The sequence below is a fragment of the Sutcliffiella deserti genome (genome assembly GCF_020037475.1).
Lineage (GTDB): Bacteria > Bacillota > Bacilli > Bacillales > Bacillaceae_I > Sutcliffiella_A > Sutcliffiella_A deserti.
Map to the genome: position 1 here is coordinate 704,020 of NZ_JAIQDB010000001.1, position 25,505 is coordinate 729,524.

The 25,505-nt window shown below is 37.2% G+C and carries 24 protein-coding genes; 8 read left to right on the top strand and 16 right to left on the bottom strand.

Annotated features, from left to right (window positions below):
- Positions 1 to 461: 461 nt before the first annotated feature.
- Entirely contained in the window at positions 462 to 1,355 is an 894-nt protein-coding gene (gene ku / locus K9B36_RS03420) for a non-homologous end joining protein Ku (protein ID WP_223700594.1), read from the top strand.
- Between the two features lie 533 nt (positions 1,356 to 1,888).
- Here the strand turns inward: ku and K9B36_RS03425 are convergent.
- On the bottom strand, positions 1,889 to 2,410 hold the full coding sequence (locus K9B36_RS03425) for a D-glycero-alpha-D-manno-heptose-1,7-bisphosphate 7-phosphatase (RefSeq protein ID WP_223700595.1): 522 nt from the start codon (positions 2,408 to 2,410) through the stop codon (positions 1,889 to 1,891).
- 101 nt (positions 2,411 to 2,511) lie between these two features.
- Between K9B36_RS03425 and K9B36_RS03430 the strand changes: the two genes are divergently transcribed.
- Positions 2,512 to 4,350, top strand: a complete 1,839-nt coding sequence (locus K9B36_RS03430) for a DNA ligase D (RefSeq protein WP_223700596.1) — start codon at positions 2,512 to 2,514, stop codon at positions 4,348 to 4,350.
- A gap of 76 nt (positions 4,351 to 4,426) precedes the next feature.
- On the top strand, positions 4,427 to 4,702 hold the full coding sequence (locus K9B36_RS03435) for a hypothetical protein (RefSeq protein ID WP_223700597.1): 276 nt from the start codon (positions 4,427 to 4,429) through the stop codon (positions 4,700 to 4,702).
- A gap of 181 nt (positions 4,703 to 4,883) precedes the next feature.
- Here the strand turns inward: K9B36_RS03435 and K9B36_RS03440 are convergent, their stop codons facing one another.
- From K9B36_RS03440 to K9B36_RS03450, 3 genes are all read right to left on the bottom strand, one after another.
- Positions 4,884 to 5,909, bottom strand: coding sequence for a YeiH family protein (locus K9B36_RS03440; protein WP_223700598.1), 1,026 nt, complete (start codon positions 5,907 to 5,909; stop codon positions 4,884 to 4,886).
- A gap of 81 nt (positions 5,910 to 5,990) precedes the next feature.
- Positions 5,991 to 6,884 (bottom strand): ABC transporter permease, encoded by an 894-nt coding sequence (locus K9B36_RS03445; RefSeq protein ID WP_223700599.1) that lies wholly within the window; start codon positions 6,882 to 6,884, stop codon positions 5,991 to 5,993.
- 8 nt (positions 6,885 to 6,892) lie between these two features.
- Positions 6,893 to 7,810, bottom strand: coding sequence for an ABC transporter permease subunit (locus tag K9B36_RS03450; protein ID WP_223700600.1), 918 nt, complete (start codon positions 7,808 to 7,810; stop codon positions 6,893 to 6,895).
- 215 nt (positions 7,811 to 8,025) lie between these two features.
- Here K9B36_RS03450 and K9B36_RS03455 point away from each other — a divergent pair, with 215 nt between their 5' ends.
- Positions 8,026 to 9,150 (top strand): mechanosensitive ion channel family protein, encoded by a 1,125-nt coding sequence (locus K9B36_RS03455; protein WP_223700601.1) that lies wholly within the window; start codon positions 8,026 to 8,028, stop codon positions 9,148 to 9,150.
- A gap of 23 nt (positions 9,151 to 9,173) precedes the next feature.
- On the opposite strand, the gene K9B36_RS03460 is transcribed toward K9B36_RS03455, so the two are convergent.
- The 6 genes from K9B36_RS03460 to K9B36_RS03485 all read right to left on the bottom strand — a co-directional run bounded on the left by K9B36_RS03460 (position 9,174) and on the right by K9B36_RS03485 (position 14,813).
- Positions 9,174 to 9,371 carry a stress protein gene (locus tag K9B36_RS03460; RefSeq protein WP_223700602.1) on the bottom strand — a complete coding sequence of 66 codons (198 nt, stop codon included), beginning with the start codon at positions 9,369 to 9,371 and terminating at the stop codon, positions 9,174 to 9,176.
- 92 nt (positions 9,372 to 9,463) lie between these two features.
- Positions 9,464 to 11,767 carry an ATP-dependent DNA helicase gene (locus K9B36_RS03465; protein ID WP_223700603.1) on the bottom strand — a complete coding sequence of 768 codons (2,304 nt, stop codon included), beginning with the start codon at positions 11,765 to 11,767 and terminating at the stop codon, positions 9,464 to 9,466.
- A gap of 34 nt (positions 11,768 to 11,801) precedes the next feature.
- A complete protein-coding gene (gene kynB / locus K9B36_RS03470) occupies positions 11,802 to 12,425 on the bottom strand; it encodes an arylformamidase (protein WP_223700604.1) in 624 nt (207 codons plus the stop codon).
- 9 nt (positions 12,426 to 12,434) lie between these two features.
- Positions 12,435 to 13,706, bottom strand: a complete 1,272-nt coding sequence (gene kynU / locus K9B36_RS03475; protein ID WP_223700605.1) for a kynureninase — start codon at positions 13,704 to 13,706, stop codon at positions 12,435 to 12,437.
- A gap of 163 nt (positions 13,707 to 13,869) precedes the next feature.
- Positions 13,870 to 14,097: a hypothetical protein gene (locus K9B36_RS03480; RefSeq protein ID WP_223700606.1), complete on the bottom strand. Its 228-nt coding sequence runs from the start codon at positions 14,095 to 14,097 to the stop codon at positions 13,870 to 13,872.
- A gap of 125 nt (positions 14,098 to 14,222) precedes the next feature.
- The gene (locus K9B36_RS03485; RefSeq protein ID WP_223700607.1) at positions 14,223 to 14,813 is read right to left on the bottom strand and encodes a hypothetical protein; all 591 of its coding nucleotides are present in this window, start codon (positions 14,811 to 14,813) and stop codon (positions 14,223 to 14,225) included.
- Positions 14,814 to 14,942: 129 nt separating this feature from the next.
- Between K9B36_RS03485 and K9B36_RS03490 the strand changes: the two genes are divergently transcribed.
- Positions 14,943 to 15,560 (top strand): hypothetical protein, encoded by a 618-nt coding sequence (locus K9B36_RS03490; RefSeq protein ID WP_223700608.1) that lies wholly within the window; start codon positions 14,943 to 14,945, stop codon positions 15,558 to 15,560.
- A gap of 22 nt (positions 15,561 to 15,582) precedes the next feature.
- Here K9B36_RS03490 and K9B36_RS03495 read toward each other — a convergent pair whose 3' ends face one another.
- From K9B36_RS03495 to K9B36_RS03520, 5 genes are all read right to left on the bottom strand, one after another.
- On the bottom strand, positions 15,583 to 16,353 hold the full coding sequence (locus K9B36_RS03495; RefSeq protein WP_223700609.1) for a phosphatase PAP2 family protein: 771 nt from the start codon (positions 16,351 to 16,353) through the stop codon (positions 15,583 to 15,585).
- A 330-nt stretch (positions 16,354 to 16,683) separates the two neighbouring features.
- The gene (locus K9B36_RS16955) at positions 16,684 to 17,580 is read right to left on the bottom strand and encodes a LysM peptidoglycan-binding domain-containing protein (protein WP_317889852.1); all 897 of its coding nucleotides are present in this window, start codon (positions 17,578 to 17,580) and stop codon (positions 16,684 to 16,686) included.
- Positions 17,581 to 17,828: 248 nt separating this feature from the next.
- A complete protein-coding gene (locus K9B36_RS03510) occupies positions 17,829 to 18,818 on the bottom strand; it encodes a class I SAM-dependent methyltransferase (RefSeq protein WP_223700610.1) in 990 nt (329 codons plus the stop codon).
- Positions 18,815 to 20,146, bottom strand: a complete 1,332-nt coding sequence (locus K9B36_RS03515) for an FAD-dependent monooxygenase (protein WP_223700611.1) — start codon at positions 20,144 to 20,146, stop codon at positions 18,815 to 18,817. Before K9B36_RS03515 ends, K9B36_RS03510 begins: the two co-directional genes overlap by 4 nt.
- A gap of 157 nt (positions 20,147 to 20,303) precedes the next feature.
- Positions 20,304 to 21,131: a VanW family protein gene (locus K9B36_RS03520; RefSeq protein ID WP_223700989.1), complete on the bottom strand. Its 828-nt coding sequence runs from the start codon at positions 21,129 to 21,131 to the stop codon at positions 20,304 to 20,306.
- 434 nt (positions 21,132 to 21,565) lie between these two features.
- Here K9B36_RS03520 and K9B36_RS03525 point away from each other — a divergent pair, with 434 nt between their 5' ends.
- Both K9B36_RS03525 and splB read left to right on the top strand, forming a co-directional pair.
- Positions 21,566 to 21,823 carry a transcriptional regulator SplA domain-containing protein gene (locus tag K9B36_RS03525; RefSeq protein ID WP_223700612.1) on the top strand — a complete coding sequence of 86 codons (258 nt, stop codon included), beginning with the start codon at positions 21,566 to 21,568 and terminating at the stop codon, positions 21,821 to 21,823.
- Between the two features lie 11 nt (positions 21,824 to 21,834).
- Complete coding sequence (gene splB / locus K9B36_RS03530) at positions 21,835 to 22,863, top strand: spore photoproduct lyase (protein WP_223700613.1); 1,029 nt, start codon at positions 21,835 to 21,837, stop codon at positions 22,861 to 22,863.
- 328 nt (positions 22,864 to 23,191) lie between these two features.
- Here splB and K9B36_RS03540 read toward each other — a convergent pair whose 3' ends face one another.
- Complete coding sequence (locus K9B36_RS03540; protein WP_223700614.1) at positions 23,192 to 24,247, bottom strand: M42 family metallopeptidase; 1,056 nt, start codon at positions 24,245 to 24,247, stop codon at positions 23,192 to 23,194.
- A 632-nt stretch (positions 24,248 to 24,879) separates the two neighbouring features.
- On the opposite strand from K9B36_RS03540, the gene K9B36_RS03545 reads away from it, so the two are divergent.
- The gene (locus tag K9B36_RS03545; RefSeq protein WP_223700615.1) at positions 24,880 to 25,407 is read left to right on the top strand and encodes a GNAT family N-acetyltransferase; all 528 of its coding nucleotides are present in this window, start codon (positions 24,880 to 24,882) and stop codon (positions 25,405 to 25,407) included.
- The last annotated feature ends 98 nt before the right edge of the window (positions 25,408 to 25,505 follow it).

The window sequence follows — 25,505 nt, forward strand, 5'->3', positions numbered from 1 at the left end:
AAAAGTCACCTGTCTCTTTATAAAGGTGACGTTTTCTCTATAAAATGTCAATGTAAAAACCTGTTAAGACAGCTTTTATCAATATATAAGGAAATACTAACCACTTTAATGCTACTTAATCGGTAAAAAATTACTTTCAGTTATTGATAACATAGTAAAATTATCCTGATTTCTTCCCCCAATCACTGTTTTTGATATATATCTTCACTCAAATATTACGTGAATGTTTCAATCTTTTCGGGGGAGCGACAAAAAATATTTTTTAAAAACATTCATTTCTTCACGATAACAGTTTAAAGTGAGAGCCATAAAAGCCTTTTGGAAATAAGTGGATTTTTTCCATATCGCTTTGCGCTCTGGATTTCTTTCTCATTATTTCTTCCATAATTTTAAGTAATTGACTCTTTTTTTCAGGTTAAACTAAAAAGGAGCAACTATAAAAATTAGGTTAGGTGATAAAAATGCATACCATGTGGAAAGGTTCCATCAGCTTTGGACTTGTTAACATTCCTATAAAGATGTTCTCTGCCACAGAAGATAAAGATATTAAGCTACGTACCCTGCATAAAGAGTGTCATTCACCTATTAAGTACGAAAAGGTTTGTCCCCATTGTGAAAAGGAAGTCGAGCAAAGTGACTTAGTAAAAGGGTATGAATATGTAAAAGGAAAATATGTGATTCTGGATGACGAAGAGTTAAGTTCCCTTAAAGAAGAGCATGAAGATAAAAGCGTAAAAATTATTGATTTTGTGAAACTTGAAGATATTGATCCCATTTACTTTAATCGTTCCTATTTCTTAGGACCCGGAGAGAACGGAAGCAAGGCTTATTCTTTATTACGGGAAGCATTAGAAACGTCAAAAAAAATTGGAGTAGCAGAAATTTCAATCCGCTCAAAACAGCAACTTGCTATTGTGCGTGTTTACCAAGACTGTCTTGTTATGGAAACAGTCCATTACCCTGATGAGGTCCGAAATGTTCGAGATGTACCAAGTGTTCCTGAAAAGACGGACATAAATGAACAAGAGTTAAAGACGGCGATTATGCTTATAGATCAACTAACAACCGATTTTAATCCTGAAAAATACCATGACAACTATCGTGAAGCTGTGTTAGCTTTAATTGAAAACAAGGTAAATAAACAAGAAGATACCACCACTCCTCAAGAACCAGGCGGTAAGACAAATGTTGTCGACCTGATGAGTGCCCTGCAGGCAAGTATCGAACGAACGAAGGATCAGCAGATAAAACCGGAAAAAAAGAAAGCAGTAATCAAGCAAGAAGAAGAAAAGAAAGATACCACAACGAAAGCAAAACCTAAAAAAAGAACTACTCGAAAAAAAGCGACTAGCTGATGTTAGTCGCTTTTTGGGTAATACAGGAATGAGCCACGAACGCAGCATTTAGAGTTTACGCTCCTCATCCTATGAATTCTGCATGTATTTACTCCAGCACACCGGCTACTTTCCGGATATTTTGCTTAATACACGAGAATAACTCCACTTTCATTTCGAGTTTTACTGTCCTCCTCAACCGCTTTCTGCACGTTAGCAGCACTTTTCGCACCACTTCTCTTTTTTTAAAGGGCATATAGCAACAATCTTCCAGGTTGCGTACCACTTCTCGGGACTTGTGCACGGAACCCGGGTTTTTCGTACCACTTCTCGGGACTTGCGCACGGAACTCGGTTTTTCCGTACCACTTCTCGAGATTTGCGCACGGAACGCTTTTTCTCCATATCTCATGGCGATTTGGACAAACCCCCAGGATCTGATGCAGCATCTTCGGGAGATGCACGGCTGATTTCTTACACAGACGAGCAAAGAAAAAACACCCAAGCGAAGTATGCCCTTGGGTGCTAGTTCTCACGCTAAAATTACAACCTCTATTATTTTTGTCTAACTAACCACTTTGCAGCATCCAACAGAGTAGGAAAGGTATAATCTGCTATGTTGGTTTCTTTACCGATAAAGATTGTTTTGGTTCCTGCACTTTTTCCTGCCAGAATATCTGGTTCTCGATCACCAATCATATAGGAAGAAGACAAATTGATACGATATTTTTCAGCAAGATCTTCTATCATTTTTGCCCCAGGCTTTCGGCACATGCAACCTTCGTCCGGTTTATGGATACATGCTGAAACTTCTTCAATTTCTCCACCTGCTTTTTTAATTTCTTTTACCATAAATTGATGTATTTCATTTAATGCAAGACTATCCATAAAACCAAGGCCCACTCCACCCTGGTTTGTTACAACAAAAAGCTTATACCCCGCCTCTGACAATAATCTGATGCCTTCTTTCGCTCCGGGAAGAAAATGAAAATCACTCGGCTTATTTACGAATTTCACTCTCTTTGACAACACTTCATTTATCACACCATCGCGGTCTAGAAATATTCCTTGATACATTGTTACACCTCATTAACATAGTTTGTTTTGTGCGAGCGCATGTTAATAATACGTAAAAATCCATACGGGATTTCTTAAAAGCAGAAGAAAGGAAAGATAAAATGATAAAACCAATGCTTCTCACCCTCCATCGTGACCCACCAGTTGGAGAAGAATGGGGGTATGAAGTGAAATATGACGGCTTTCGCTGTCTAGTTTTCCTTGATAAGGATAATATTACTCTTCAAAGCAGGAATGGCAAATCTTTGAACAATCATTTTCCAGAGATAATCGATTTTTTAGAGGCTTTAGTTCAACAGGATAAATTGCTACAGTTTATTCCGCTCGTACTAGACGCCGAACTCACTATTCTAACTTCACCTTGGAAAGGGAATTTTACAGCGATTCAAAAGCGAGGGAGAACAAAGACTAAAGAGACTGTTTTAGACCTTGCTCAATCAACACCTGCTACCTTATTGGCATTCGACATCCTTAAAGCAAGTGGTAAAACGCTTGTCTCATTGCCTTTTCAAACAAGAAAAGCGAAATTAAAGGAAATATTCACCTTGCTGGACCTGCCTCTTAGTCCAAACACATACAGCTCTGTACCTTTGCAGTATGTACCATACCAGTTGAATGGAGATATGCTTTTTAAAAAAATTAAAGAGAACCATGGAGAAGGAATAATCGCAAAAAAAACGTCTAGTACCTATCAGGCAGGTAAGCGAACTCCAGATTGGATCAAAATTAAAAACTTTCGTAACATCAGTTGCTTTATCACAGCTTATCAAAAAGATAACGGTTATTTTCATGTAGCGGTAATGAACCAAGATCGCATCCTTCCCATCGGTCTATTTTCTCATGGAATGAGTTCAGAGGAGCGACGAGCTTTAATTGCGGTCGTTAAAGAGAATAGCAAAAATGAGGACAATTTATTTGTATACGTAGAACCAGGTATTTGTGTGGAACTATACTACTTGGAGCTTTATCAAGGTCAACTACGACATCCTGAATTCCGTCGTTTCCGCTTTGATATCCAAGTAAAGGATTGTACGTGGAATAGTCTGCGCAGTTCTAATTTAGACCTGCCGAAGAGTGTTCAGATTACACATCCCGAAAAACCGTTGTGGGAGGAACCTTTTTTTAGCAAATTAGATTACTTGCAATATTTAACGGAAGCCTCGCCTTTTCTTTTACCATTTTTAAAAAATAGGCTGCTAACCGTTATTCGTTACCCTCATGGTATGTCTGGCGAGAAATTTTACCAAAAAAACCGCCCAGATTATGCACCAGAATATGTAGAAACCTCTGTAAATGATGGTATTCACTACATTGTATGTAATAATCTCGAAACACTCGTTTGGCTTGGTAACCAGCTTGCGATAGAACTGCATATTCCTTTTCAGAAAACAGGCTCCCTGCTACCATGTGAAATAGTTTTTGATCTTGATCCACCATCGGAGAAATTCTTCGCAAATGCCGTGATTGGGGCATTAATGATGAAGGAGATATTTGATCAGTTACAGCTTGCGTCGTTTGTAAAAACCTCTGGCAGGAAGGGGTTGCAAGTATATATCCCTCTCCCTGAAGAGACATTTACCTATGAGCAAACAAGGAAATTCACAGAGTTTGTAGCAAACTATCTAGTGTCAAAAGAACCAGAATTGTTCACGATCGAACGATTAAAAAAGAATCGCGGAACAAGAGTATATGTGGATTTCATTCAGCATGCTGAAGGCAAAACAATTATTGCACCATACTCCTTAAGAGAAAATAGCCTGCCTACCGTTGCTACTCCTCTCAATTGGAGTGAAGTGAACCAAGGGTTACGCCCAAAGCAATTTACTGTATCAAATGTGCTAGAGCGTTTAAAAGAAAAAGGTGATCCATTTCATAGCTATCATCTAAAGCAAGATCGGCAACCTTTTGACAAAGTTCTTTCCTTTTTAGATCAAGTATAAGGTGGAAATTAATTGGAGAAGATGGACAGTAGTATAAGTTTTTTTAAATATAGCCTAAAAGAAAAAGGTGATTGTTTTGCAGGCCTTTGCTATTGTCCATCCTATAGTTGAAATAGATCACTCCGTAATTTTGGAATTTGTTGATGAAACCGAGCCTCTAGAAAGCCGACGTTATCGTTTATTTTTACAAAAAGTATCTCTTCAAGAGCTCAAGCTAATTGTTTATCGGCCCAAGAAAGAAATATGGCAGGATATCACATCCATGATTTCCCCCTTTTACCTTGCTTCCCTAAAAAATGTCTTACTAGATCAAATTAAATCAACGACCGAGCTAAAAGATAATATTTCATAAAAGCGAGCTGTATCTAAAACAGAAACAGCTTGTTTTGTTTTCAAACTTATAATCACAAACATAGCCAAGGAAGCTCCCGCACCGCACTTGGATAAGCGAACACCTGAAACGCAAAGCAGCAGGGAGTTTACAAAAAGTCCCCCATCAAAAAAACATCCATAAATATGGATGTTCTGCATAATCAATCAATCAAAAATATCACATACACTAAACTCACAACCGCCACAAACAGGGAAGCGATGAAACCAGCAAGAAAAGGTTTAAAGCCTAATGTTCGAAACTTCTTCCACTCCACTTGTAACCCAACACCTGCCATCACCATGACAATCAGAAATTTAGCAAAAGACCCAAGCATACTGCTAAAGGCTTCAGGTATCACTCCAACAGAATAGAATATACTCATAATAAGAAATCCAATAATAAATAAAGGAAAGGCATTTTTTACACTGCTGTTTTTGACGTTATTTTCGTTACTTTTGTTAACCAATATAAAAGTAATAGCCAATACAAGCGGGATAATAAACAACGTACGAACAAGCTTCACAGTTGTTGCAATCTCTCCTACTTCGTCACCTACCAAATACCCGACAGCCACGACAGACGAAGTATCATGAATAGTAGTCCCTATCCAAATACCAAATTGTAGCGTGGTTAATTGTAGCCATTGACCGACCCAAGGATATAACAGGGTTGCTACTATATTGAAAAAGAAGATAGTGGTGATTGCATAGGCTGTTACCGTTTCTTTTGCAGAAACTACTCCTTTAATAACAAAAATTGCCGTGGCACCACAGATACTTGTACCTGCCCCTATTAAAAGACTGAGTATATTATCAATTTTTAACAGTTTACCTACTAGCAAGGTACCAAAAATCCCGCCTATCACTACAATCAATATAACAGTAATGGACTGTGTTCCAATTTCTAAGATACTTTGTATACTTAAGGTTGCACCTAAAAGAATAATTGCCAACTTTAAAAGTTTCTTCACAACAAAATGAATACCTGGAGCAATAACCTCATTTAACTTAAAGCTATTGCGTAGAATTATTCCTATTAGGAGTGCAAATATAACTCCTCCTACCGTTGGAAACACTTCACCAAGTAATTTTGCAGCTATTGCAATCAATAATATAAATGCTGTTCCGATAAACCAAACTGGTAACTTTCGAGTCAGATCTTTTAGTGGTTTTTGCTTTGCTGCCATTTCTTTATCTCCTAACTCAACTTATTGCACACCCTATCTATTTTAATGAACAAAGAAAAAACTGTCGAGTAATTTCGACAGTCATGATGATTCTAATCGATGGAAATGTTTTCTTAACCCCTCTCCAAAAACATTAAAAGTGAATACAGTAAATGCCAGTGCTAGGGCTGGGAAGAATGGAATCCAAAAAGATCGGATAACATCTCCTCTTGCTTGACCTAATAAGGTAGCCCAGTTAAAGCTGGTGTTTTGTATTTCACCTGATCCATAGGAAAGTTGTACAAATTCCTGTGAGATGAAGATACTGAATATACCAAGCTGACCAATTAATAAAGCAATTCTACCTAAATCCAAGAAGAACTGTACAATTATTTCTGGCAGGGTATTAGGAAGATAATACTTGGTGAAAAGTGTAAAGGAAGAAACACCTACTGTAATTCCTGCTTCTACATATGGGGTTTGTTTTATTTTGTAAAACTGGTGTTGGAGAACGGTACCTACCCTTCCTACTTCAATACAAGCCAAAATGACTATTGCCCATAAAAAACGATGTTCATTAAATACGAAGATAGGTAGATTGAGCAAGATAATGGCAGAAAAAATAACTGGTAATGCAGAGAAAATCTGATGCCATCCCTGTAAAACCCAATTTGCCGGCCCTTTTTTATTTACTGACAAAAGAGCTAACATAATCGCGATTGAATAGCGAATAAGAGTTATTCCAAAAATCAGCATAAGGGTATCCCTCGCACCAACCACAATAATGCTTAAGATATCTCTTCCTTCTCGATCAGTACCAAAGATATGTTTTCCAGAGGGCTCAAACGGTGCGGTCTCTATTCCTGTTTCAGTAAACACCACCCGCCTGCTTTCTAGCACATTATCAATAAAGGGTAAAAACGGGCCAATAAGTGTTACCAGCACTAAGAAAATTAAAAAAGAACTACCTATAATTAATGTCCAGTTCCGATTCATGATTTCACCTACCTCGGTTCTACTTTTTTCATAATAAAGAGTGTAATTACTTGTGATATTAATACAATGATCATAAAGCTTAGACCAAACCCAATAATTAATCCTGATTCATCTATAAACCTATTATTTCCTGATATTGCCTTACTTACATCAAATGCTTGGAACATCCGAAACGCTGCTCCCCGATAATCCAAAAGATACTCTACTATGAGTAAATTGGATAATAAATATAGCATCACTGCAGTCAGGTTGGAAAGTATGGGATAAAGACTATTCCGTAGCATATGCTTCCATAAGACTTTTTTTCCAGAAAGACCTTTCGAGCGTGCAACCTGAATATATGGCTTTCCCTTTTCACTTCCTAAAGCTGTTGAAGTGATTCTTGCAATATATAACATTGGATATAAAGATACTAAAAAGGCTGGCAGTAAAAAACTATACCAATGATCATGTCCAAAAATCCTGATAAACGGAAGATAAAAGATAATTAACCATTGCAAGCAAATTATGAGGAAAAAATCAGGGATGGATTGTAACAGCCAAGTCATACCTTTTCCAAAGATATTCCATCCATTCCAACGATCATAAAAATCATAAATCCCCTTTAAGATTCCAAAAATAAGAGTAATAATAAAGGCGGTAACGATAACCTTCAAGCTTCTTTTCATATGTAACAGTATCTCTTCTTCTGCAGGGTTATCATATCTTGTAAATCCCAACGTTCCATTTTCCCTTACATCATGAATAAACATGGATATATTATGTTTATAGGCATTCCAAGAAAATTCATATCCATACTCCACGGTCATTGCCTTTCCATGCACAGCAATATCCGGTGACCTTGGGAATAAAACTGCTAAAATTAAAAGTATTGCTACGAATAGAAAAAACAGTAACGTTTTCGTAATCTTCCATGTGAATCCCAATGGCTACACCCCTATTTAACGAAATCCGAAATAATATAGTAAAATACTACCACTTTATTAGTCAGAATTCTACAAAAACATTTACTGTTCGCAAAACATTCCACTGTTTCTGCGAATTGAAATTTAGAAGATTACATAGTATCATAAGGCTTTATAATAGATTGATAGTACGTTACTTGTTTTCAAATGGAGTTATTCACAGGAGGTTTGCACCTTTGAACAAAATAATAAATAGCTTTACTGAGACTTTCACCTATGATTTTTGGACTGATATTACTTTCTGGATGGATTTTGGCGGATCCCTTCTTATCCTTTTTCTCTTTCTTTTATGGAGAAAGCTCTTTACCAAATATTTTTTCAAAATCATCTTGGCATTTTCTCAAAAAACACCTACCGATCTTTTCACTTATATTGTATTAGCATTTAATAAGCCTGTTCGAACATTTTTTGTTATTCTAGGAATCTATTTTGCCTTAAGGACCGCTCCATTTGAAATAATAGAGCCTACTACGTTGTCTAGTTTGATGCGATCATCCGTTATCATTCTAATTGCTTGGGGACTATTTAATTTTATTCCTTCCTCCTCAATCCTGTTCTCCAAATTAACTACTAAGCTGGATTTTGAAGTGGATAAAATTGTTATGCCCTTTATCACAAAGATATTACGTTTCATATTAATCGCTTTAGCATTAAGTATTGTGCTAGAAGAATGGGATTATAATGTAGGTGGTTTTGTTGCAGGTCTAGGTTTAGGCGGATTGGCCTTCGCTTTAGCTGCGCAGGAAACGTTAAAAAACCTGTTGGGTGGGTTTATTATTATAACCGAAAAACCATTTACAATGGGAGACTGGGTAAAAACTCCAAGTGTAGAAGGTGTGGTCGAGGATATATCGTTCAGGAGCACCAGAATCCGTACTTTTGCTCAAGCAATCGTAACGGTACCAAATGCTACAGTATCGAATGAGCCGATCACGAACTGGTCTAAAATGGGAAAGCGTCAAATTACTTTTGAGTTAGGTCTTCAATATAACACCTCAAGAGCAAGCTTGGAAAGTGTCGTTCGCAGTATTGAACAAATGCTCCAAGCCCATCCTGAGGTTCATCAAGATACTATCATGGTCCGTTTCGATAACTTTGGCGATAGTAGTCTGAACGTATTTATCTACTTTTTCACCAATACTGTCATGTGGGCGAATTATTTAGAGGTTAAAGAGGATATTAATTTTAAAATTATGGAAGTATTAGAAAAAGAAGGTGTCGTAATCGCCTTCCCGACTCGTACCCTTCATATAGAAAATAACGCTCAGGAAGAGTTAAAAAAAGAATATGTTCGGCATTGATAAGGCATAGTCTCTGTATGAGACTATGCCTCCTTTTTATTTTCCCTTTTGGGAGTGAGTTTTTTACTAGGGATATCATAATAAAAGTAATGATATTCTTCACTTAACTCCCTGATTGTCATGCCCTCTAAAATAACTAAATCGTATACTCCTATTAACAGAAGTTTTTTTATATAATAGTCCCGTTGCAGTTCCAAGCCTTTTTGCATTTTTCCTTTCATGAGCCATCATCCTAATAAGTTTATTTATTAGTTATCATAGCCAATTATTATTGATATAACATGAAGAAATTGTTAAATTTTATATTAAATGATTATTTAAATGTTACAGGTTGAACTGGTTTCCACTCCATTGGGAGCAGGGAGTTATATTTCGACGAAAAATAGCGATCATCTATTAATAAGATAAATCCAGTATCTTCTTCACTCCTGATTAACCTTCCACCTGCCTGCTGGACTTTGTTGATACCAGGATAGACATACGCAAAATCAAAACCATTGTAGCCTTTTTCTTGAAAATAATCTTTCATTACATTTCTTTCTAAATTTATTTTGGGCAGTCCTACGCCTATAATTCCTACTCCGTTTAAGCGATCCCCTTTTAAGTCAATGCCTTCTGAAAATATGCCGCCAAGAACTGCAAATCCGATTAAGGTATCCTCACTTCGCGGATAAAAAAAGCGCAAGAAACGATCTCGCTCATCTTCTGTCATTATTGGTTCTTGAACGATGGTGTGAACATTCTCTTGATGGACTATGGCTTTGTAGGATTCATACACTTGAAGCATATACTCAAAAGATGGAAAAAACACTAAGTAATTCCCTTTTCGTGAGTGAAAAGTGGAAATGATTGTTTTTACGATGGAAGGTATAGACGCTTCACGATCTTTGTATTTTGTAGATATAGAACTCGCAAATACCTTCAATTGTTCTTGTTCAAATGGAGTTTCGATTTTAATATGATAATCGTCCTTTTCTCCGCCTAGAAGGGTCTGATAATATCCAATTGGCTGCAGCGTCGCAGAAAAGAAAATGATTGCATAGGATTTTTTCGTAATTGCACGTAATAAGGAAGACGGATCCAGGCAAAGAAGCTTGACCATAACCTCACTTTTATAAATGGTTACGATTGTTTTAAAACTATCATTATAATCCTTCATCACTCGAATAAAGGACTGCATTTCAAAGTAACAGGAAAGAACCTCTTCATAACCAGTACCAGAAGAATTCACTTTAAGCCAACGCTCGCATTCCTCCACTGCTTCTGTCAAAGAAGGGATTAGATGAGAAGGCTTTTCATCAATCACAAACGTATCTTGCGCTATAAGCTCTTTTTTCCAGACTAGCATTATGTCATTCACTGCTTTTAGTCTCAAATATAAAACATTGTCCCCGCTTTTAAGGATTCTGCTCGCATGAAGATAAAGCGACTTACTTATTTCGGCCGAAAACATTTCCCTGGACCGGTCCACTAAATTATGAGCTTCGTCAATAAGAACAATCGACTCTTTATGAAACTCTCCCCATCTCTGTAATTTTACTTTTGGATTAAAATAGTAGTTGTAATCGCAAATAACTGCATCTGCATACATTGCGATATCCAATGAAAATTCAAAAGGGCAAAGATGATGTTTATGTGCATAAGCTTCAATGACACCACGATCTATCAACTGTTCGTTACTAATAATCTCACGAAGGCCCTCTTTCAATCGGTCATAATAGCCATCGGCATAAGAACAAAACTCCCTCTGACAGCGGGTTTCATCCTGAAAGCATATTTTTTCTTTTGCAGTAATTGTTACGACTTTAAAAGATAGACCTTGATTCATAAGTAATCGAAATGCATCTTCCGCAACAGTTCTTGTGACAGTTTTAGCTGTAAGGTACATTATTTTTTCAGCCTTGCCATCTTCTATGGACAATAAAGCAGGAAAAATGGTAGAAATGGTTTTCCCTATTCCTGTGGAAGCACTAGCAAACAGGCGCTTTTTTTCTTTGATTGTTTTATAGACAGCTTTAGCTAAATCTTTTTGACCTTTGCGATAAACCGGAAACGGAAAGGAGAGTTCTTTTATACTTTGATTTCGATTATACTTATTTTCCATTATCAGATGCATAAAGTTCATATATTCTGCTAGTGTTGTTTCAACAAAACTTTCTAGTTCTTCTAGTGTAAAGGACTGAATGAATGTTCTTTCCTCAAGACTATCTCGCTTGGCAAATAATAAATGAATATCAATCAGATCCAGCTTTTGCTGCTTGCCGTAAATATATCCATACATTTTAGCTTGCGCCCAATACGACGGAAAGTCCTTTTCTGTTAGTGTAGATAGCTCTCTGGAAGTAGTTTTTATTTCTTCTATGATGGTTTGTTTTTCTCTGGAATAGATCCCGTCACATCTTCCTTCAATATGCAGTACATATGCACCTACAGGCATGTCCATTGCCAAGTGAACTTCTTTTTGATAATCTTCTCCTCTGCTATTTTGCAATCTTTGATGCGTTTTTGTTCCTTCCTGCATAATATTTGATCCAACAAATCTAGAATCTATACTGCCACTCATTGTTGCAAATTCTACTAGCTTTCTTACTGAAACAGTGAGAACCGTATTTCCCATAAGAAAAACTCCTATTTTATTAATACATTTTGCATTATTCTTCTATTAATATAGCTCTTACAGGGCTACCATCAGCATCCTCTAATTTTAGAGGAAGGGCTACTAGTTTGTATTCGCCCTCTTCCACCATCCTTAAATCGATTCCCTCTAGTATGGAGATATTGGCTTCAAGTAGAAGGTGATGAAGTGGTAACTCTTTACTATCAAGCTTATCTACACTAGGTAAGTCTACTCCTATTAATGGAACCTCAAGCTCTTTTAATAGTTCTATTACTTCCTTAGATAAGGTGGGAATAGTTGATGGAAATTCATCTTCCTGCTTCCATGCATTTGTTTTAAATAAAATTCTTTTCTGCGGATGTGCTTTTAATGACTGGGCTATATCTTCATAGCTAATTGTAGCTTTATTTGTAACATCCAGCACAATAGCCGGTCCTATAAAAACAGATAGATCCATGTTAACAATTTTTTTCCCTGTGCTATCAAAATGAAATGGGGCATCGACATGTGTTCCGGTATGAACACTCATTTCAATGCTTCCTACATTTACAGATCCTGTTTCCTCTTTACTCCAATTCAAGGTATAGGAAAATGGCGTATCTCCGGGCCACATAGGAGTATGATTGTTTAAGATTCTTGATATGTCATGTATTTTCATATTTCCTCCTTACGCAACTACTCCGCGTTCATTTGAATAATTTTCATAGAGCTTCTCCTGCATGATTTTCTTAAGAATCATAACTGTTTCGTATAGCTCCTCATAGGTTGTATAGAGGGCCACTGGCGCCAAGCGGATGATGGAAGGCTTACGGAAATCAGGGATTACTCCATGTTCTTTTAAAGCTTTGCAAATTCTTGCTGCTTCTTCATGTTCAAGACTAACATGTCCGCCACGAATCTTGTCCTCTGTTGGGTTTGCAATATTAAAATGAAAATCCTTTAATTCATGCTCGATAAGCTCCATCAAAATTCTTGTTTGATGAAGTGATTTTTCGCGGATCTTTTCTATACCAATTTCATTAAACATCTCTAAAGAACCTAAAAGCGGTGCCATACTAAAGATATGGGGAGTTCCTATTTGAAAGGCACCACTTGTTTGTGCCGGGGTAAAGGTATGTTCCATGTCAAATTGCTTTTCTTTTTGAGAACCAAACCAGCCCGTTAGTCCTGGTGTTTTGCCTAAATGCTTTTCATGAACAAATAAAGCTCCAACTCCTCCAGGACCAGCATTCAAGTACTTATAGTTACACCAATAAGCAAAATCAACTCCCCAGTCATGAAAGTGATGAGGAATCGCTCCTACAGAATGACACCCATCCCATCCCACAAGTATTCCATGTTTATGTGCTTCTTCCGTTATTTTCTTTATATCAAAAAGCTGGCCGCTTCGATAAAGGACGGTTGGCAGAATAAGTAATGCTACTTCATCTGACAATTCTTTTATAATATCCTCTTCCCTTATGTTTCTCCCATCTTCACTATCAACTTGTACCAGATGCTCTTTAGGGTCATTGCCTTTAAGCTTTAATATACTTTGTATCGCGTAGATGTCAGAAGGGAAATTCAACACATCAGCTACTATTTTTGTTCTTTTTCCTTTTGGTTCATAAAATGTCGCCAAGAGCTGATGTAAATTACTTGTTGTCGAACCTGTTACCGTCACTTCCTCTTTTTTTGCTCCGACTAAAGGAGCACTCAACGCCCCAAGGCTTTCAGCAAAGTAAAACCAAGGATTATCTCCAGAAGTCCATCCATCTATTCCGTGATTTTTCCATGACTCAAGCATGCTCAACAAAGCTTGCTCCGCTCGTTTCGATAAAAGTCCAAGTGAATTGCCATCAAGATAGATAGTTTTATCTTTTATGTAAAATTCATTACGATATTCTTTTAAGGAATCCTGCTCATCCCATTGCTTCATGTTATTTAACGTCTTCTCCATAAACCTCTCCCCCTTATCTGTCTTTTTACATTATCTCACTTTTCAGTGAATACGGACAAGCTTTCCTCCTTTAAAAGACGGGAAAAACTTAGTTGCTTTGAAATAGGCCTTTCTTAATCAGGAAAAACAAAAAAAGGACCTTGCTAGAAGGACCCATAATAATTTAAAGTACATTTTGTATAAGTTGATCAAAGATAACTTGCATTTTCTTTTCTGCTAGATTATTAAGTCTATTTCTTGTTAGTAAGGAAGGGGTACCATTGATACGAAAGCTGTAGTCAAGAATTTCTGGATGTTGAACAGAAAACATAAACTCAATTTGAACTTTATGCCCCTCTGATTCCATCATGAGGGTACAGACCTTATTCCCCATAAATTCAGTGATTTTCACAACGCTTCCTCCTTCTCTCCTTTCATACACCCTAACTATTCTACAAAGAAGGACAAATTCCTTTGTTTTTTCAAACTTTTCTAATAATTTATGACAAAAAAAGAAGACGAATCGTATCGTCCTCCTTAAAAATGTTTCTTCAAATAATTATTAATTCTTCTTATTTCACGATTGTTGCCAAGTGCATGTGTCACACCCCAGATATTTGTTTCACCCTTATCTTCTTTTACTTCATTAAGATGAACATCTAAATCGTGAAAGATACGGTGTAAATACCTCAGTGCGGTTCGGTCGCCATTTCTTTCTACTAATAAAATCAAGCCATGAGCATTTTCCATATCATTTAATATCTTTGAGGGAGCAAATCCCTCTTCTTTCATCCAGTTCACAGATACCTTTAACTCTTTCCATTCATCAGATGTTATTAAGTTTCGTAGATTCACTGTTTCTACTCCACCCCACCCTGTAATATCATTTAAATAGCTATGCTGAATCGTTAATGTTTCTAGTGCTGTTACTTCTCTACCATCCTGATACAAGATACTTTCCTCGTATTCTTTATGCTCTATCTCTTGAACGGAAGCCAGAGTGGTCGAAGAAAAAAGAGACCCATCTTCAACAAAATCAAAAAAATGATACCCAACCAATCCAACGATAAATAGCAACAATAGATTAATCGACATAGCCAGTTTATGAGATTTTATATATTTAAACATCAGATGCACTCCTTTCATCCTGAAAAATTACATTTTGCCTTAGAAAACAATCTAATCGTCCATCTATATTTTTGCTCATACATCCATTTATTGATAGGATAAAAGAAAAAAATAAAAAGGTGAATTATTGTGGAAAAATTGTTAGTTATTCTTTTTATCGTCATCTCTCCATTAATGTTAACAGCTTGCCAGGAACAAAATGATGACACTAATGAAACAGCACCGTTAGAAAATCTGTTCTCTCAAACTGATCTTAGCTATGGAGAATATGTTTTTATCTTTGAGGATATTGTAAATCGGACAAAATCGATGAATATTGAAGATGAATCGTTGGAAAAATGGGTAATACGCGCACTAGGAGATGAAAAAATTTCTAATAAACGAGATCTAACAAAGGAAGAAGCTCTCGAAATAGCGAAAGAGAATCAGGAACTAAATACTGCGTGGTTAGCTGTTGCAGAAAAACAGTATAATGTGATGGTTACAGAGGAAGAATTGGACAATTGGATAGAAGAGGGTCCAGATCAAGATATTTTCCCGCAACAGAAAGCTTATGCGGAAGCGCTTGGATTAACAGTCTATCAATTAAATCATGGTTACGACCGTGAACTTTATGAACAAACTCTTGTTTGGGAAAAATTATTCTCTCGTTTAACGGAAGAATATCACACAGAGGATCAGAACGAGTTGTTAAGACAATATCAAAAAGAAGTAAAACAAGAGGTTGAAAAAGAAAAGGAAAACTAACCAAAAAGGACGAGAAGGAACCTTAACCTTTCTCGTCCTTTATATGTTTATTATTTTTAAGTAAGCTATTAATATGTTTCTTTAAATTTTTACTTTTATAGATTTTCACGAACTCTAATGCAAAGATACAAAACATTAACCAAATTGTACCAACAGCAAATCCTGCAAGAATATCGCTTGGAAAATGTACACTCAAATAAACTCTACTAATGCCAATTAAGAGAATAAGGACTAAAAGGGATATAATAGCAAAATATCTACTTAGCTTTAGTTTAACCCCTCGTGCGATAAAATATATAAGAAATCCGTACAGAATCATACTCCCTGTGGCATGTCCGCTCGGAAAACTAAATCCAGTACCATCATATGCTGGATTTAAAGTTGGTCGAGGCCGCTGAAACACGTACTTTAGTACAGATATAAGAATACCTCCACCACCTATGGCAACAATAAAGAACAAAATGTTCCATTTGTCTTTTACCTTAAACCATTGAACTCCTACCGTAATGATGGTAACCACAGTTAAAAACCATACAGATCCAGCCTCTGTAATCACTTTCATCTTAGAGTAGATCAATGCGTAATCTTGTTTATGTAGAAAATCTATTATAACCTGATCAAATAAGAATGTTTCCTCTTCCCATACTTCCTCGGCCAGCTCTAAAAACAAAACACCAGCCATAAGACTAATTCCCATACCAAGTAAAACCAAAAGAATAGGCAACCACTTTTCCTTTATATAACCTGCCCTTAACCAATCTACTAATTTACTTCTCCACGACAAAGACTCCACTATATCAACATCCTTTTATAATTAATTCCCTTCCTCTCTATATTCCACCTCCTCACCATACTAAACCCCCCTCAACAAAACCCACAAAAACTTTATAAAAACTATAGCCAATGCGCCCCAATTGCTTCACTTCCCCATCCTTACATAACCCTTCTCCTCAATTAAAACTTCCCATCCACCCCAACCTGTACTTTGCTCACTCCCTTTAGTACATCTTTCTTCTGTTTTCCTGCTCTTCATGTACTTAGTACGCGCCTGCTCCAAAACAAGAATATACTTTCTTACAGAAAAAAAAGGCCACCCAAAGGCAGCCTCTTTTCTAAAAACTTATTAATTATATACTTTAATTCTTACTTCTTGCACTCCAAAATTAAGTGCATCTTGTCTATTTGGTATAAACAAATCAATCTTATTTCCTTTGATTGCTCCACCAGTATCTCCAGCAATTGCATCGCCATAACCTTCTATCCAAATTTTAGAACCTAATGGTATAACGTTTGGATCGACAGCAACTACTTTCAAGTGTGGATTTTCAATCAAGTTAATCCCAGTTGCTGTAATTCCAGAACAACCTTCACAATAAGCAGTATAAGCAGTAGCTGTCACAGTAAGTTCTTGCACCACTTCTTCATTAGCCGGTGCTTCTTCAGCTGGTGCTGCTGTAACAGGTTCTTCCGCTGGTGCCTCAGTTACAGGTTCCTCTGCTGGTGCCTCTGTTACCGGCTCCTCAGCTGGGGCTTCTGTTACAGGTTCTTCCGCTGGTGCTTCTGTTACTGGCGCCTCAACCGGAGCTTCCTCTACTGCATCAACGACAACAGGTTCTTCCTCCTGTACATCTGGTAATACAGGGTTTGTATTTCCTTTAACGTAAATGGCTAATGTTTCGCCAGGATAAATTAAATTTGGGTTTTCTAACATATTCCACTCTGCTATCTGCTGAGCTGAAACTCCATCATATTTTTTGGCGATTCCACTCAGAGTATCCCCTCTGTTGATTTCATAAAGCTCTGCAAGTGCCACTTTTAATTGATCTGCGGGATGGATAATGTCAGTGGTGAGATTATTCCAATCTTTTAATTCCTCCACTGAAATATTATTTACTTTTGCTAGATCCCAAAGTGTGTCACCTTTTTTTACAGTTACTTCTGCAGCAGAGGCATTTGAACCTAAGCTGAAAGAACCAGCTATTGTTGCTGCTGTTACTAATGAAAATATGGTCTTCTTCATAAACTAATTCCTCCTATGTTTCTGACTCATTGGTTCAATTCTATCATGTATAAGCTAGATTTAAAGAACAGAGCGATAACAATTGCATTACTTAAATGACGCCAATATTAATAGACTATTACGAGATTTCCTTATTTTAGAAGAAAGATAGAATAGTTTTCCAATCTAGGAGTATACACCCAATAAACACCCAAAAAAAAGATTCTGTTAGGAGTTTTTACTCAAAAACAGAATCTTTCAATCTCATATTATTTTTTAGTCAAGGTTATTTGGTACCAACCTCCCTCTTTAATTATCGGCTTCATTCTCTCAACCTTCATTCCGGAACTACGTGCTAATTCTTGCAGATCCTTTTCTGATGGTAGTGGATATAAATTTTCAAATGCTGTAAAGAAACTATTAAAGACACTAGAGAATTGTCCCCCATGCTTGGAATTATGAATCGGGGTAACCACTGATAGAGTTCCTTTTTTATTTAGCCACTGACTTATAGACTTAAATAATTTTACCCTCTCTTCAGAGGAAACGTAATGTAAGACATTGTTTATCATAACAAAATCAACTTTTGATTCAGGTGTCCATTCTTGAACATCTGCACAAATAATTTTAATTCGTTCTTGCTCTTGGCAGTTTTTTGCGGCCTCTTCTGCCACCTCTTCGTTCAATTCGATACCTGTCATACGGACTTTAGGAAACTTATTCGAGAGTTTTTGTAAATACCCGCCACTTCCACATCCTACATCCACAAGTGTTTTAGGTTTTGCTTCTTTAATTACTTTCATCACTCTAGGCACCGCTAGTTGCTCTAATAAGGAAGAAGTTTGAGCTACAACCATTCCATGCTCTTTTTGATCGAACGTCTCTTTTTGGTCTTCTCTCATCAATTTGGGATATTTGATAAGTGTTGGAATATGAAGTTCCATCATTTCTTTTAATAGAACACCCGTTGACCTGGGATTGTTTTTACTAGATGGTACCATAAAACGCTTAACCGTTTGATATCGCTGTTTGGAACGTTGCTTTAAATAGCCAATTACTCCGCCAACCTCAACCCACCTCACCAAAAGATCTTCATTAAGTGTCAAATCTTTTGATACCTCATCAACCGTTTTTGGCTTTTTAAATGCCTCGTATAAATCCAGTTCATATCCAACATAGGCATGCCAGCTATACAAAAAAGGTAAGTTCCTCTTCATATAACCTCTTGCTTTAAAAAGCCTGATGTATTCTCTAATCATCCCTTTGTCTCCTCCTTCATACCCCGCCAAGGGTAATCTTCTATTTCTGTAAAGAGATGACGTTTGTCCAATTGAAAACCTTCATCTTCTTGTCGTTTTGGTACTACCCCTGTTTGTATCGCTCTATCAATAATTGATTCCTTCCAGATTCCCAATCCTGAAATATTCAACATATGTTTGATATGCAAGATCGGATCACTAGTAAGCTGTTCCATTACTTTATTTCTCCATGATACAAATGATCGTAATGGTCGGGAGTAGGCTAATGCGGATAAATGACTAAGCTTTAAAATATGCTGAACTCTAGGTTTTCTCACTTTTTCATATAATAGAAGAAAGTCGTTAGAGTGTTTATTATGCTCATACATCCAACAAAGTAGTTCTCCTAATACATCCGCATCTTGAATGGCCAAGTTCATTCCTTCTCCTGCCATCGGGTGTACACTGTGCGCTGCATCTCCTAGTAGAACAATATTATTTTTCACATAATGGTTCACATGATAATGAACCGGTATCATTAATTGAATCTTTTTCCAAGAATCAATTTGCTGCACATAACCATCCAAGGATGGGCATAACTCTAAGTATTTTTTATAAAATTCTTCTAATCCTTCTTCTATCATTCTTTTATAAGACCCTTTTGGAATAAGATAGACCGACCTTACCATTTCTCCTGGTAAAGGAAATAACCCTAAGAAAGTATGGTTATTGGAAATTATCTTTCCTTCTGTGAGAGTAGGAGGTCGTGGAAACGTAACGGTAAGAAAATGATGGTCATATTTTTTCTCTTTTTTTCCTAAATCCATTTCATCTCGAACTTTCGATTTCCTACCTTCCGCACTAATATAGTAGTCCGCATGAATCAACACTTCTTCCTTGCCAATTTTCACTCTACCTTGTCCATTTGAAAAACCAAGAAATCTTGCAGGTTGAATATATTGAAAGGAAGGATACTTCATTGCTTCTTCTAAAAGAATATTTTTCAACGTTTCATGTGGAATCATCAATGCATGATGAAATGGATGCGGCAACACGTTATAGCTCATCGACTGAACTGGTAAGTCATCAATAGGAGCAGACCTGTTCTTTCTTTCTACTATGTCAATATCATTTATTACATGTCCTTTCTTTAAAACAGGCGATTGAAGTCCAATGCTGTCAAATATTTGTAACGTTTTGGGCTGAACAAGCTCTCCTTTGTATAAGTGAACACTCCCTTTTGACTGTTCAACCACAGTAACCCCAATCCCACACTTGGCAAGCTTGAGTGCAACTGTTAGTCCCCCAACACCGCCACCAATAACTAATACATTTGTTCTCAACTGCATCACCACCTATAGCTTTTCATTCCACTTATTCTTTAAAGTGAAACTTGCTAACTCTCTGTTTAATCCACAAAAAAAACCTTACGTTAATTCATCTTAGAATGAATCAACAAAAGGTCTATAGTATATTAGCGCTATGTATCCATACCTTATCCTTAAACTAACCGCTCTTATTTGATGACTCGAGTAACGGTTCGTACATCATAATCGCATGATTTTCTGTCACATATTGATCATCCACTTCAATTCCTTGCACATTGATTACTTTTCTATGGATAACATTGTGCCGCAGATAACCTCCCCAATATGCAGGGGTAATTATGTGTTCCTTTTCATAAACTTTATAGGTGCAAAGCGCTGGGTTTGCCATCCTCCACTCTCCAATTAAAAAATCGCCTTTAACCTTTACTAGCAGCTGAAATGGTTGGTTCGTGTCATTACGAAGTTGTAAATCTAAGTAATTATAAGAACAGGTGGCACCACTGCCAAATGGCTGCGATCTTCTTGAATCGGGGAATACATCGAAACTGTGACGATATCTTTCAGTTACAGTTAAAGGAGTATGGAGAGACATCCAGTAGATTAAATTTGAAAGTTGACACAGCCCTCCGCCTAAACCCGGCTTGAAGGTTCCATAAAACAATACCATTCCATCTACGTACCCTTTCTCTTTTGTGGGCTTACCAATCAACTTCCAATAAGAAAAGGTTTCACCTGGCTTTAATACCACTCCATTCAACTTTTTTACGGCAATCCGAAGATTTATAACTTTATTATGCTGATACCACATCTCCACGTCCTTGAGCTTCCTAAGCATCGGAGTTTTATGTGCATATGCTTTATAAGGCAACAATTCATCTGTTAATTCTTCTGCGTACTTTTTCTTATCGCTTTGCCATTCTAGCCACCTTTTAGCTGTGTAAAACTGAGTTCCTAACCAAATTCGCAATGCTGATCTGGACTTTGGTCTTAAGTCTACATGGTTCAATACCTTCACCTCTTCAACATCCTTCTATAGTTAATAGACGTTTGAGGGGGGCTTAAGGTTTCAGAATTTTTCAATTAATATACTTTTATTTAGGATGTTTTGTGCATAGATGGTTGCATCAGTAGTTCCTGTTCTGCTTATTATAGTACATATCCTTTGAATCACTTTTAATTTCCATAAACCTACTAAGCCCAATCAGATCATCATCCCCAGGCATTCATCCTCTGCAGGTACTATCTTCCTACGCCTATTAACATCCGCTTTCCTGCTTGAAGATCTATATATAACACCCCTGCTTTAATCGCTTAATAGTTATTGTTTTACTTATTTCCAATAACGATTCTAAAAAATACTCTTACAATATTTCTCAAGCATAAATGGTTGATTAAATTGAACAATAAAAATGGATAATTTAATAAGAGAAGGTGATTTTTATGGACACTTATGAACAAACTTCTTCCAAAGATGTTTATCCCGGAGATTCGGTGTATCTTTTTTATCGAAATCCTCATACCCAAAATGTAGCGACCTTGCAAGAAGCTACAATAGAACCCGATCCACATGATGCTGGAAAGTTGGCTATCTTTCTCTTTGATACCTACTATCCATTATCAGATGAATTTGTATTCTTTAAGTCATTAGAGGAAGCGGAGGCCATGTATAATGATTATTTTGGACCAACTTATGAGTAGGAGGTTCCGCTTTGAATAAACCATTCGTACCACAATTAGTATATATAGAACCAAAGGCACTTGAGTACGAGCTTGGTGTAGAGTTAAAACGGAAATTTGAAACGATGGGGCTTGAAATAAGAGAAACGACCTCACACAATCAGGTTCGGAACATACCAGGTAAGAACGATTTACAAAAATACCGAAATGCCAAATCAACCCTTGTAGTTGGAGTGAGAAAAACTTTGAAGTTTGATACCTCCAAACCTTCAGCAGAATACGCAATTCCTTTTGCAACGGGTTGTATGGGACATTGCCACTACTGCTATTTACAAACGACGATGGGTAGCAAACCGTATATCAGAACCTACGTCAACTTAGACGAAATTTTTGGTGCAGCAGAAAAATATATGGCGGAACGTGCTCCAGAAATGACAAGATTTGAAGCTTCCTGTACGTCAGATATTGTGGGAATTGATCATTTAACTCATTCGTTAAAAAGAGCCATTGAATATTTTGGCCGTTCAGAACACGGCTTATTACGGTTTGTAACGAAATTTCACCATGTGGACCACTTGCTCGATGCGGACCATCAAGGGAAAACCCGGTTTCGCTTTAGTGTAAATGCAGACTACGTTATTAAAAATTTCGAACCTGGTACCTCTCCCCTTGATCTTCGGATTGAAGCTGCAGCAAAGGTGGCAAGCGCTGACTATCCACTTGGCTTCATTGTAGCTCCCATCTATTTACACGAAGGTTGGCAAGAAGGATACAAAACCTTGATACAAAAACTTTACGAAAAACTGCCGCGTCATGCAACAGAGGACTTGACGTTTGAATTAATACAGCATAGATTTACTAAACCTGCCAAACGTGTAATCCAACAAAACTATCCAATGACTAAGCTAGAACTGGATGAAGCAAAACGGCAATACAAATGGGGTAAATATGGTATTGGTAAATATGTTTATAAGAAGGATGAAGCAACCGAGATAAAAGAAACCTTGTCGGAGTACATTCATGCTTATTTTCCTCAAGCTAAAATTGAGTACTTTACCTAACGAAAAAAAGAGAATGGGACAAAACTAAAAAAACTCTTACAAAAGACGAATGATTTAAGTACCGGCTCTAAAACCGCTATTGATTTCCGTGCAAGACTTCGCTTTCCGCGGGTGACCCGTGAGCCTCCTCGGCTTTGCCTGCGGGGTCTCACATTGGCCACTTCTCCCGCAGGAGTCTCCGTCTTGCACTCCAATCAACCGCTGAAGTAACCTAAATACTAAACGTATATTACACAAAAACCCGAACTAATTTTATCTTAAAACTAAATTAGTTCGGGTTTTTCTTAGGCTAAAACACTTTTGTCCCAACCCCTCTTTCAATTACTTCTTAGTATTTCACCATATCAGACAAAAGATAGTGGTAAATCAATTCTTGTGTATTACGAATTGAAGTTTCGTGGGTTCTTTCTAACGCATGAGAAGATTCTATTCCAGCACCTATTAAACCATGAACAATATCATGCCCTGATCGTATAGCAGCAGAAGCATCTGAGCCATAGAAAGGATAAATATCCAATTTATACTCAATATTGTTTTTATCTGCTAGCTCAATTAGGTGTTTACGAAGTCCATAATGATAAGGACCGCTGGAATCCTTCACACAGATGGACACAGTATACTCGTCAGACGCTTGACCATCACCTAAAGCACCCATATCAACGGCCAGGTATTCCACTGTTTCTGGTGTGATATTCGAATTCCCTCCATAGCCGATTTCTTCATTATTTGAAATTAAGAAATGAGTAGTATATGGAAGGGGGATCATTTCCGATTGAATATGCTTTATTAAATTTAGTAGCATAGCTACACTTGCTTTGTCATCTAAGTGTCGCGATTTAATGTACCCACTATCTGTGATTTGAACACGAGGATCAAAGGAAACAAAATCCCCAACTTCTATACCAAGTGCGCGCACTTCCTCAGCAGTGGTTACTTTTGCATCAATTCGAACTTCGATGTTTTCGTCATTTCTTGGTGCATCTCCTGCATTTTTATATACATGCACAGAAGTCTGATGCATCAGGATAGTACCTGTATAGGTTTTTCCAGAGGCTGTCTCAATTTCACAATATTCTCCTTCTACTGCATTCCAACGAAATCCGCCAATCATGGTAAGTTTTAATCTGCCGTTCGATTTCACTTCTTTTACCATTGCCCCAAGAGTATCCACATGGGCAGTTACCATTCGATGCTCCTGATTATTGGTTCCTTTAATAGTAGCAATTAATCCTCCTTTACGATTTCTTTTTAATTCTACCCCGTAATCCGCCAAAAAATTTTCAACATAATTTATAACTTTTGTTGTGTTTCCCGATGGACTGGGGATGGAAACTAGTTCTTTAATCAATGAAAAAGTTTCTTGTACATTTGCTTGATAATTCAAACTACCACTCCTTAATTACTAATACTTTCCTATTACTAGGATAAAAGAAATCGCACAACATGTATAGGCTTATTCATGTAATATTTTTGCGAAAAAAAGCGATACTTGATGCTAGTTCCTACTCAGCGAACAAAAAACCTTGACTTTAAATTTCTATGATGTATAATAAACGTTTGGGTACATGACCCACAAATTAGTAACTTGATATAGAGAGGAAGAACGTTATGACATTCTTAAGCTTTACAAAAAGAACACAAGGATGCACTGGCGTTCCATATAGTTTTTTAAGCAAACTTAATCGTACTGGCACGGTCTAGGAGCCGTAAGGACGTCTGAGAGGTAGGGCTTGCGTTGTTTAAGGTAAGAAAAACTACCATGGAATTTATAACCGCGGCAAACGAATATAAACTTTTATGTCATTTATAATGCTTGTGATGAAGCAAGTTACTAATGCGCTATGCATCAATAATAGTAGCGCTCTCAATAAAGATAAAAGCGGGCTGATCCTTTGGGACGGCCCGCTTTTATTATGTCACGTTTGATTATTTGTCTGAATACCTGTATAATGTATTGCTGGATTGTCAAAAATTTTTAAATAAAATTAACAAGGCTTTTCTGTAAGGGGGAATACGATGTCTTTTACAAGCTTATTCTTAGCCGAAGAAGAGACAAAAAACAAAGAAGAGATAAAACAGGAGTTGGATGAGCTTGAATTCCAAATGTTTCGGATGAAGGAAAACATGAAGGAAATCGCCAAAAAGTGGCAGGTAATCGGCATTGATCAGACTAAGGACGATACCTGGGTAGTTGTATACACCAACTATGATAACAATTCCTGCAAAATCATGCTGAATGATTGCGAGACCGCCTACCGCGGCCAATGGGATTTCTCCATTCAGGCGACCTACAAGGATGAAGAAACCCTCTTCATCGGTGATATCAAAGGCCCTGAAAATAAAGGCTATGGATCTATCTGCATGAACTACCTTAAGGAAGTGGCCAAAGACCAGAATATCCAGTCCATCACAGGGGATATTGCAAAACGCGACTGGGGCCATGTGGACCGTCTCATACACTTCTATGAAAAGCATAACTTCCAGGTGGAAATTGACAAAGAATCAAAATCAGGTGAAATAGTTTGGCAACCGTATAATTATTAAAATCTTCTACCCTGGATGATATCCGTTCCAGAGATCAGCGCGGCGCGAGTACTAGCGTTGACTAATTCCTGCCCCGCTGAAAACCAAGGCTTGCAGCA

What these genes read in the sequence shown, in the direction of transcription:
- kynB (WP_223700604.1), bottom strand. Translation starts at nt 12,425, where the DNA reads ATGAAAATACATGACATATCAAGAATCTTAAACAATCATACTCCTATG.
- K9B36_RS03545 (WP_223700615.1), top strand. Translation starts at nt 24,880, where the DNA reads ATGTCTTTTACAAGCTTATTCTTAGCCGAAGAAGAGACAAAAAACAAA.
- K9B36_RS03485 (WP_223700607.1), bottom strand. Translation starts at nt 14,813, where the DNA reads ATGTTTAAATATATAAAATCTCATAAACTGGCTATGTCGATTAATCTA.
- K9B36_RS03515 (WP_223700611.1), bottom strand. Translation starts at nt 20,146, where the DNA reads ATGCAGTTGAGAACAAATGTATTAGTTATTGGTGGCGGTGTTGGGGGA.
- K9B36_RS03510 (WP_223700610.1), bottom strand. Translation starts at nt 18,818, where the DNA reads ATGATTAGAGAATACATCAGGCTTTTTAAAGCAAGAGGTTATATGAAG.
- K9B36_RS03460 (WP_223700602.1), bottom strand. Translation starts at nt 9,371, where the DNA reads ATGAAAGGAAAAATGCAAAAAGGCTTGGAACTGCAACGGGACTATTAT.
- K9B36_RS03430 (WP_223700596.1), top strand. Translation starts at nt 2,512, where the DNA reads ATGATAAAACCAATGCTTCTCACCCTCCATCGTGACCCACCAGTTGGA.
- K9B36_RS03440 (WP_223700598.1), bottom strand. Translation starts at nt 5,909, where the DNA reads ATGGCAGCAAAGCAAAAACCACTAAAAGATCTGACTCGAAAGTTACCA.
- K9B36_RS03465 (WP_223700603.1), bottom strand. Translation starts at nt 11,767, where the DNA reads ATGGGAAATACGGTTCTCACTGTTTCAGTAAGAAAGCTAGTAGAATTT.
- K9B36_RS16955 (WP_317889852.1), bottom strand. Translation starts at nt 17,580, where the DNA reads ATGAAGAAGACCATATTTTCATTAGTAACAGCAGCAACAATAGCTGGT.
- kynU (WP_223700605.1), bottom strand. Translation starts at nt 13,706, where the DNA reads ATGGAGAAGACGTTAAATAACATGAAGCAATGGGATGAGCAGGATTCC.
- K9B36_RS03445 (WP_223700599.1), bottom strand. Translation starts at nt 6,884, where the DNA reads ATGAATCGGAACTGGACATTAATTATAGGTAGTTCTTTTTTAATTTTC.
- ku (WP_223700594.1), top strand. Translation starts at nt 462, where the DNA reads ATGCATACCATGTGGAAAGGTTCCATCAGCTTTGGACTTGTTAACATT.
- K9B36_RS03525 (WP_223700612.1), top strand. Translation starts at nt 21,566, where the DNA reads ATGGACACTTATGAACAAACTTCTTCCAAAGATGTTTATCCCGGAGAT.
- K9B36_RS03425 (WP_223700595.1), bottom strand. Translation starts at nt 2,410, where the DNA reads ATGTATCAAGGAATATTTCTAGACCGCGATGGTGTGATAAATGAAGTG.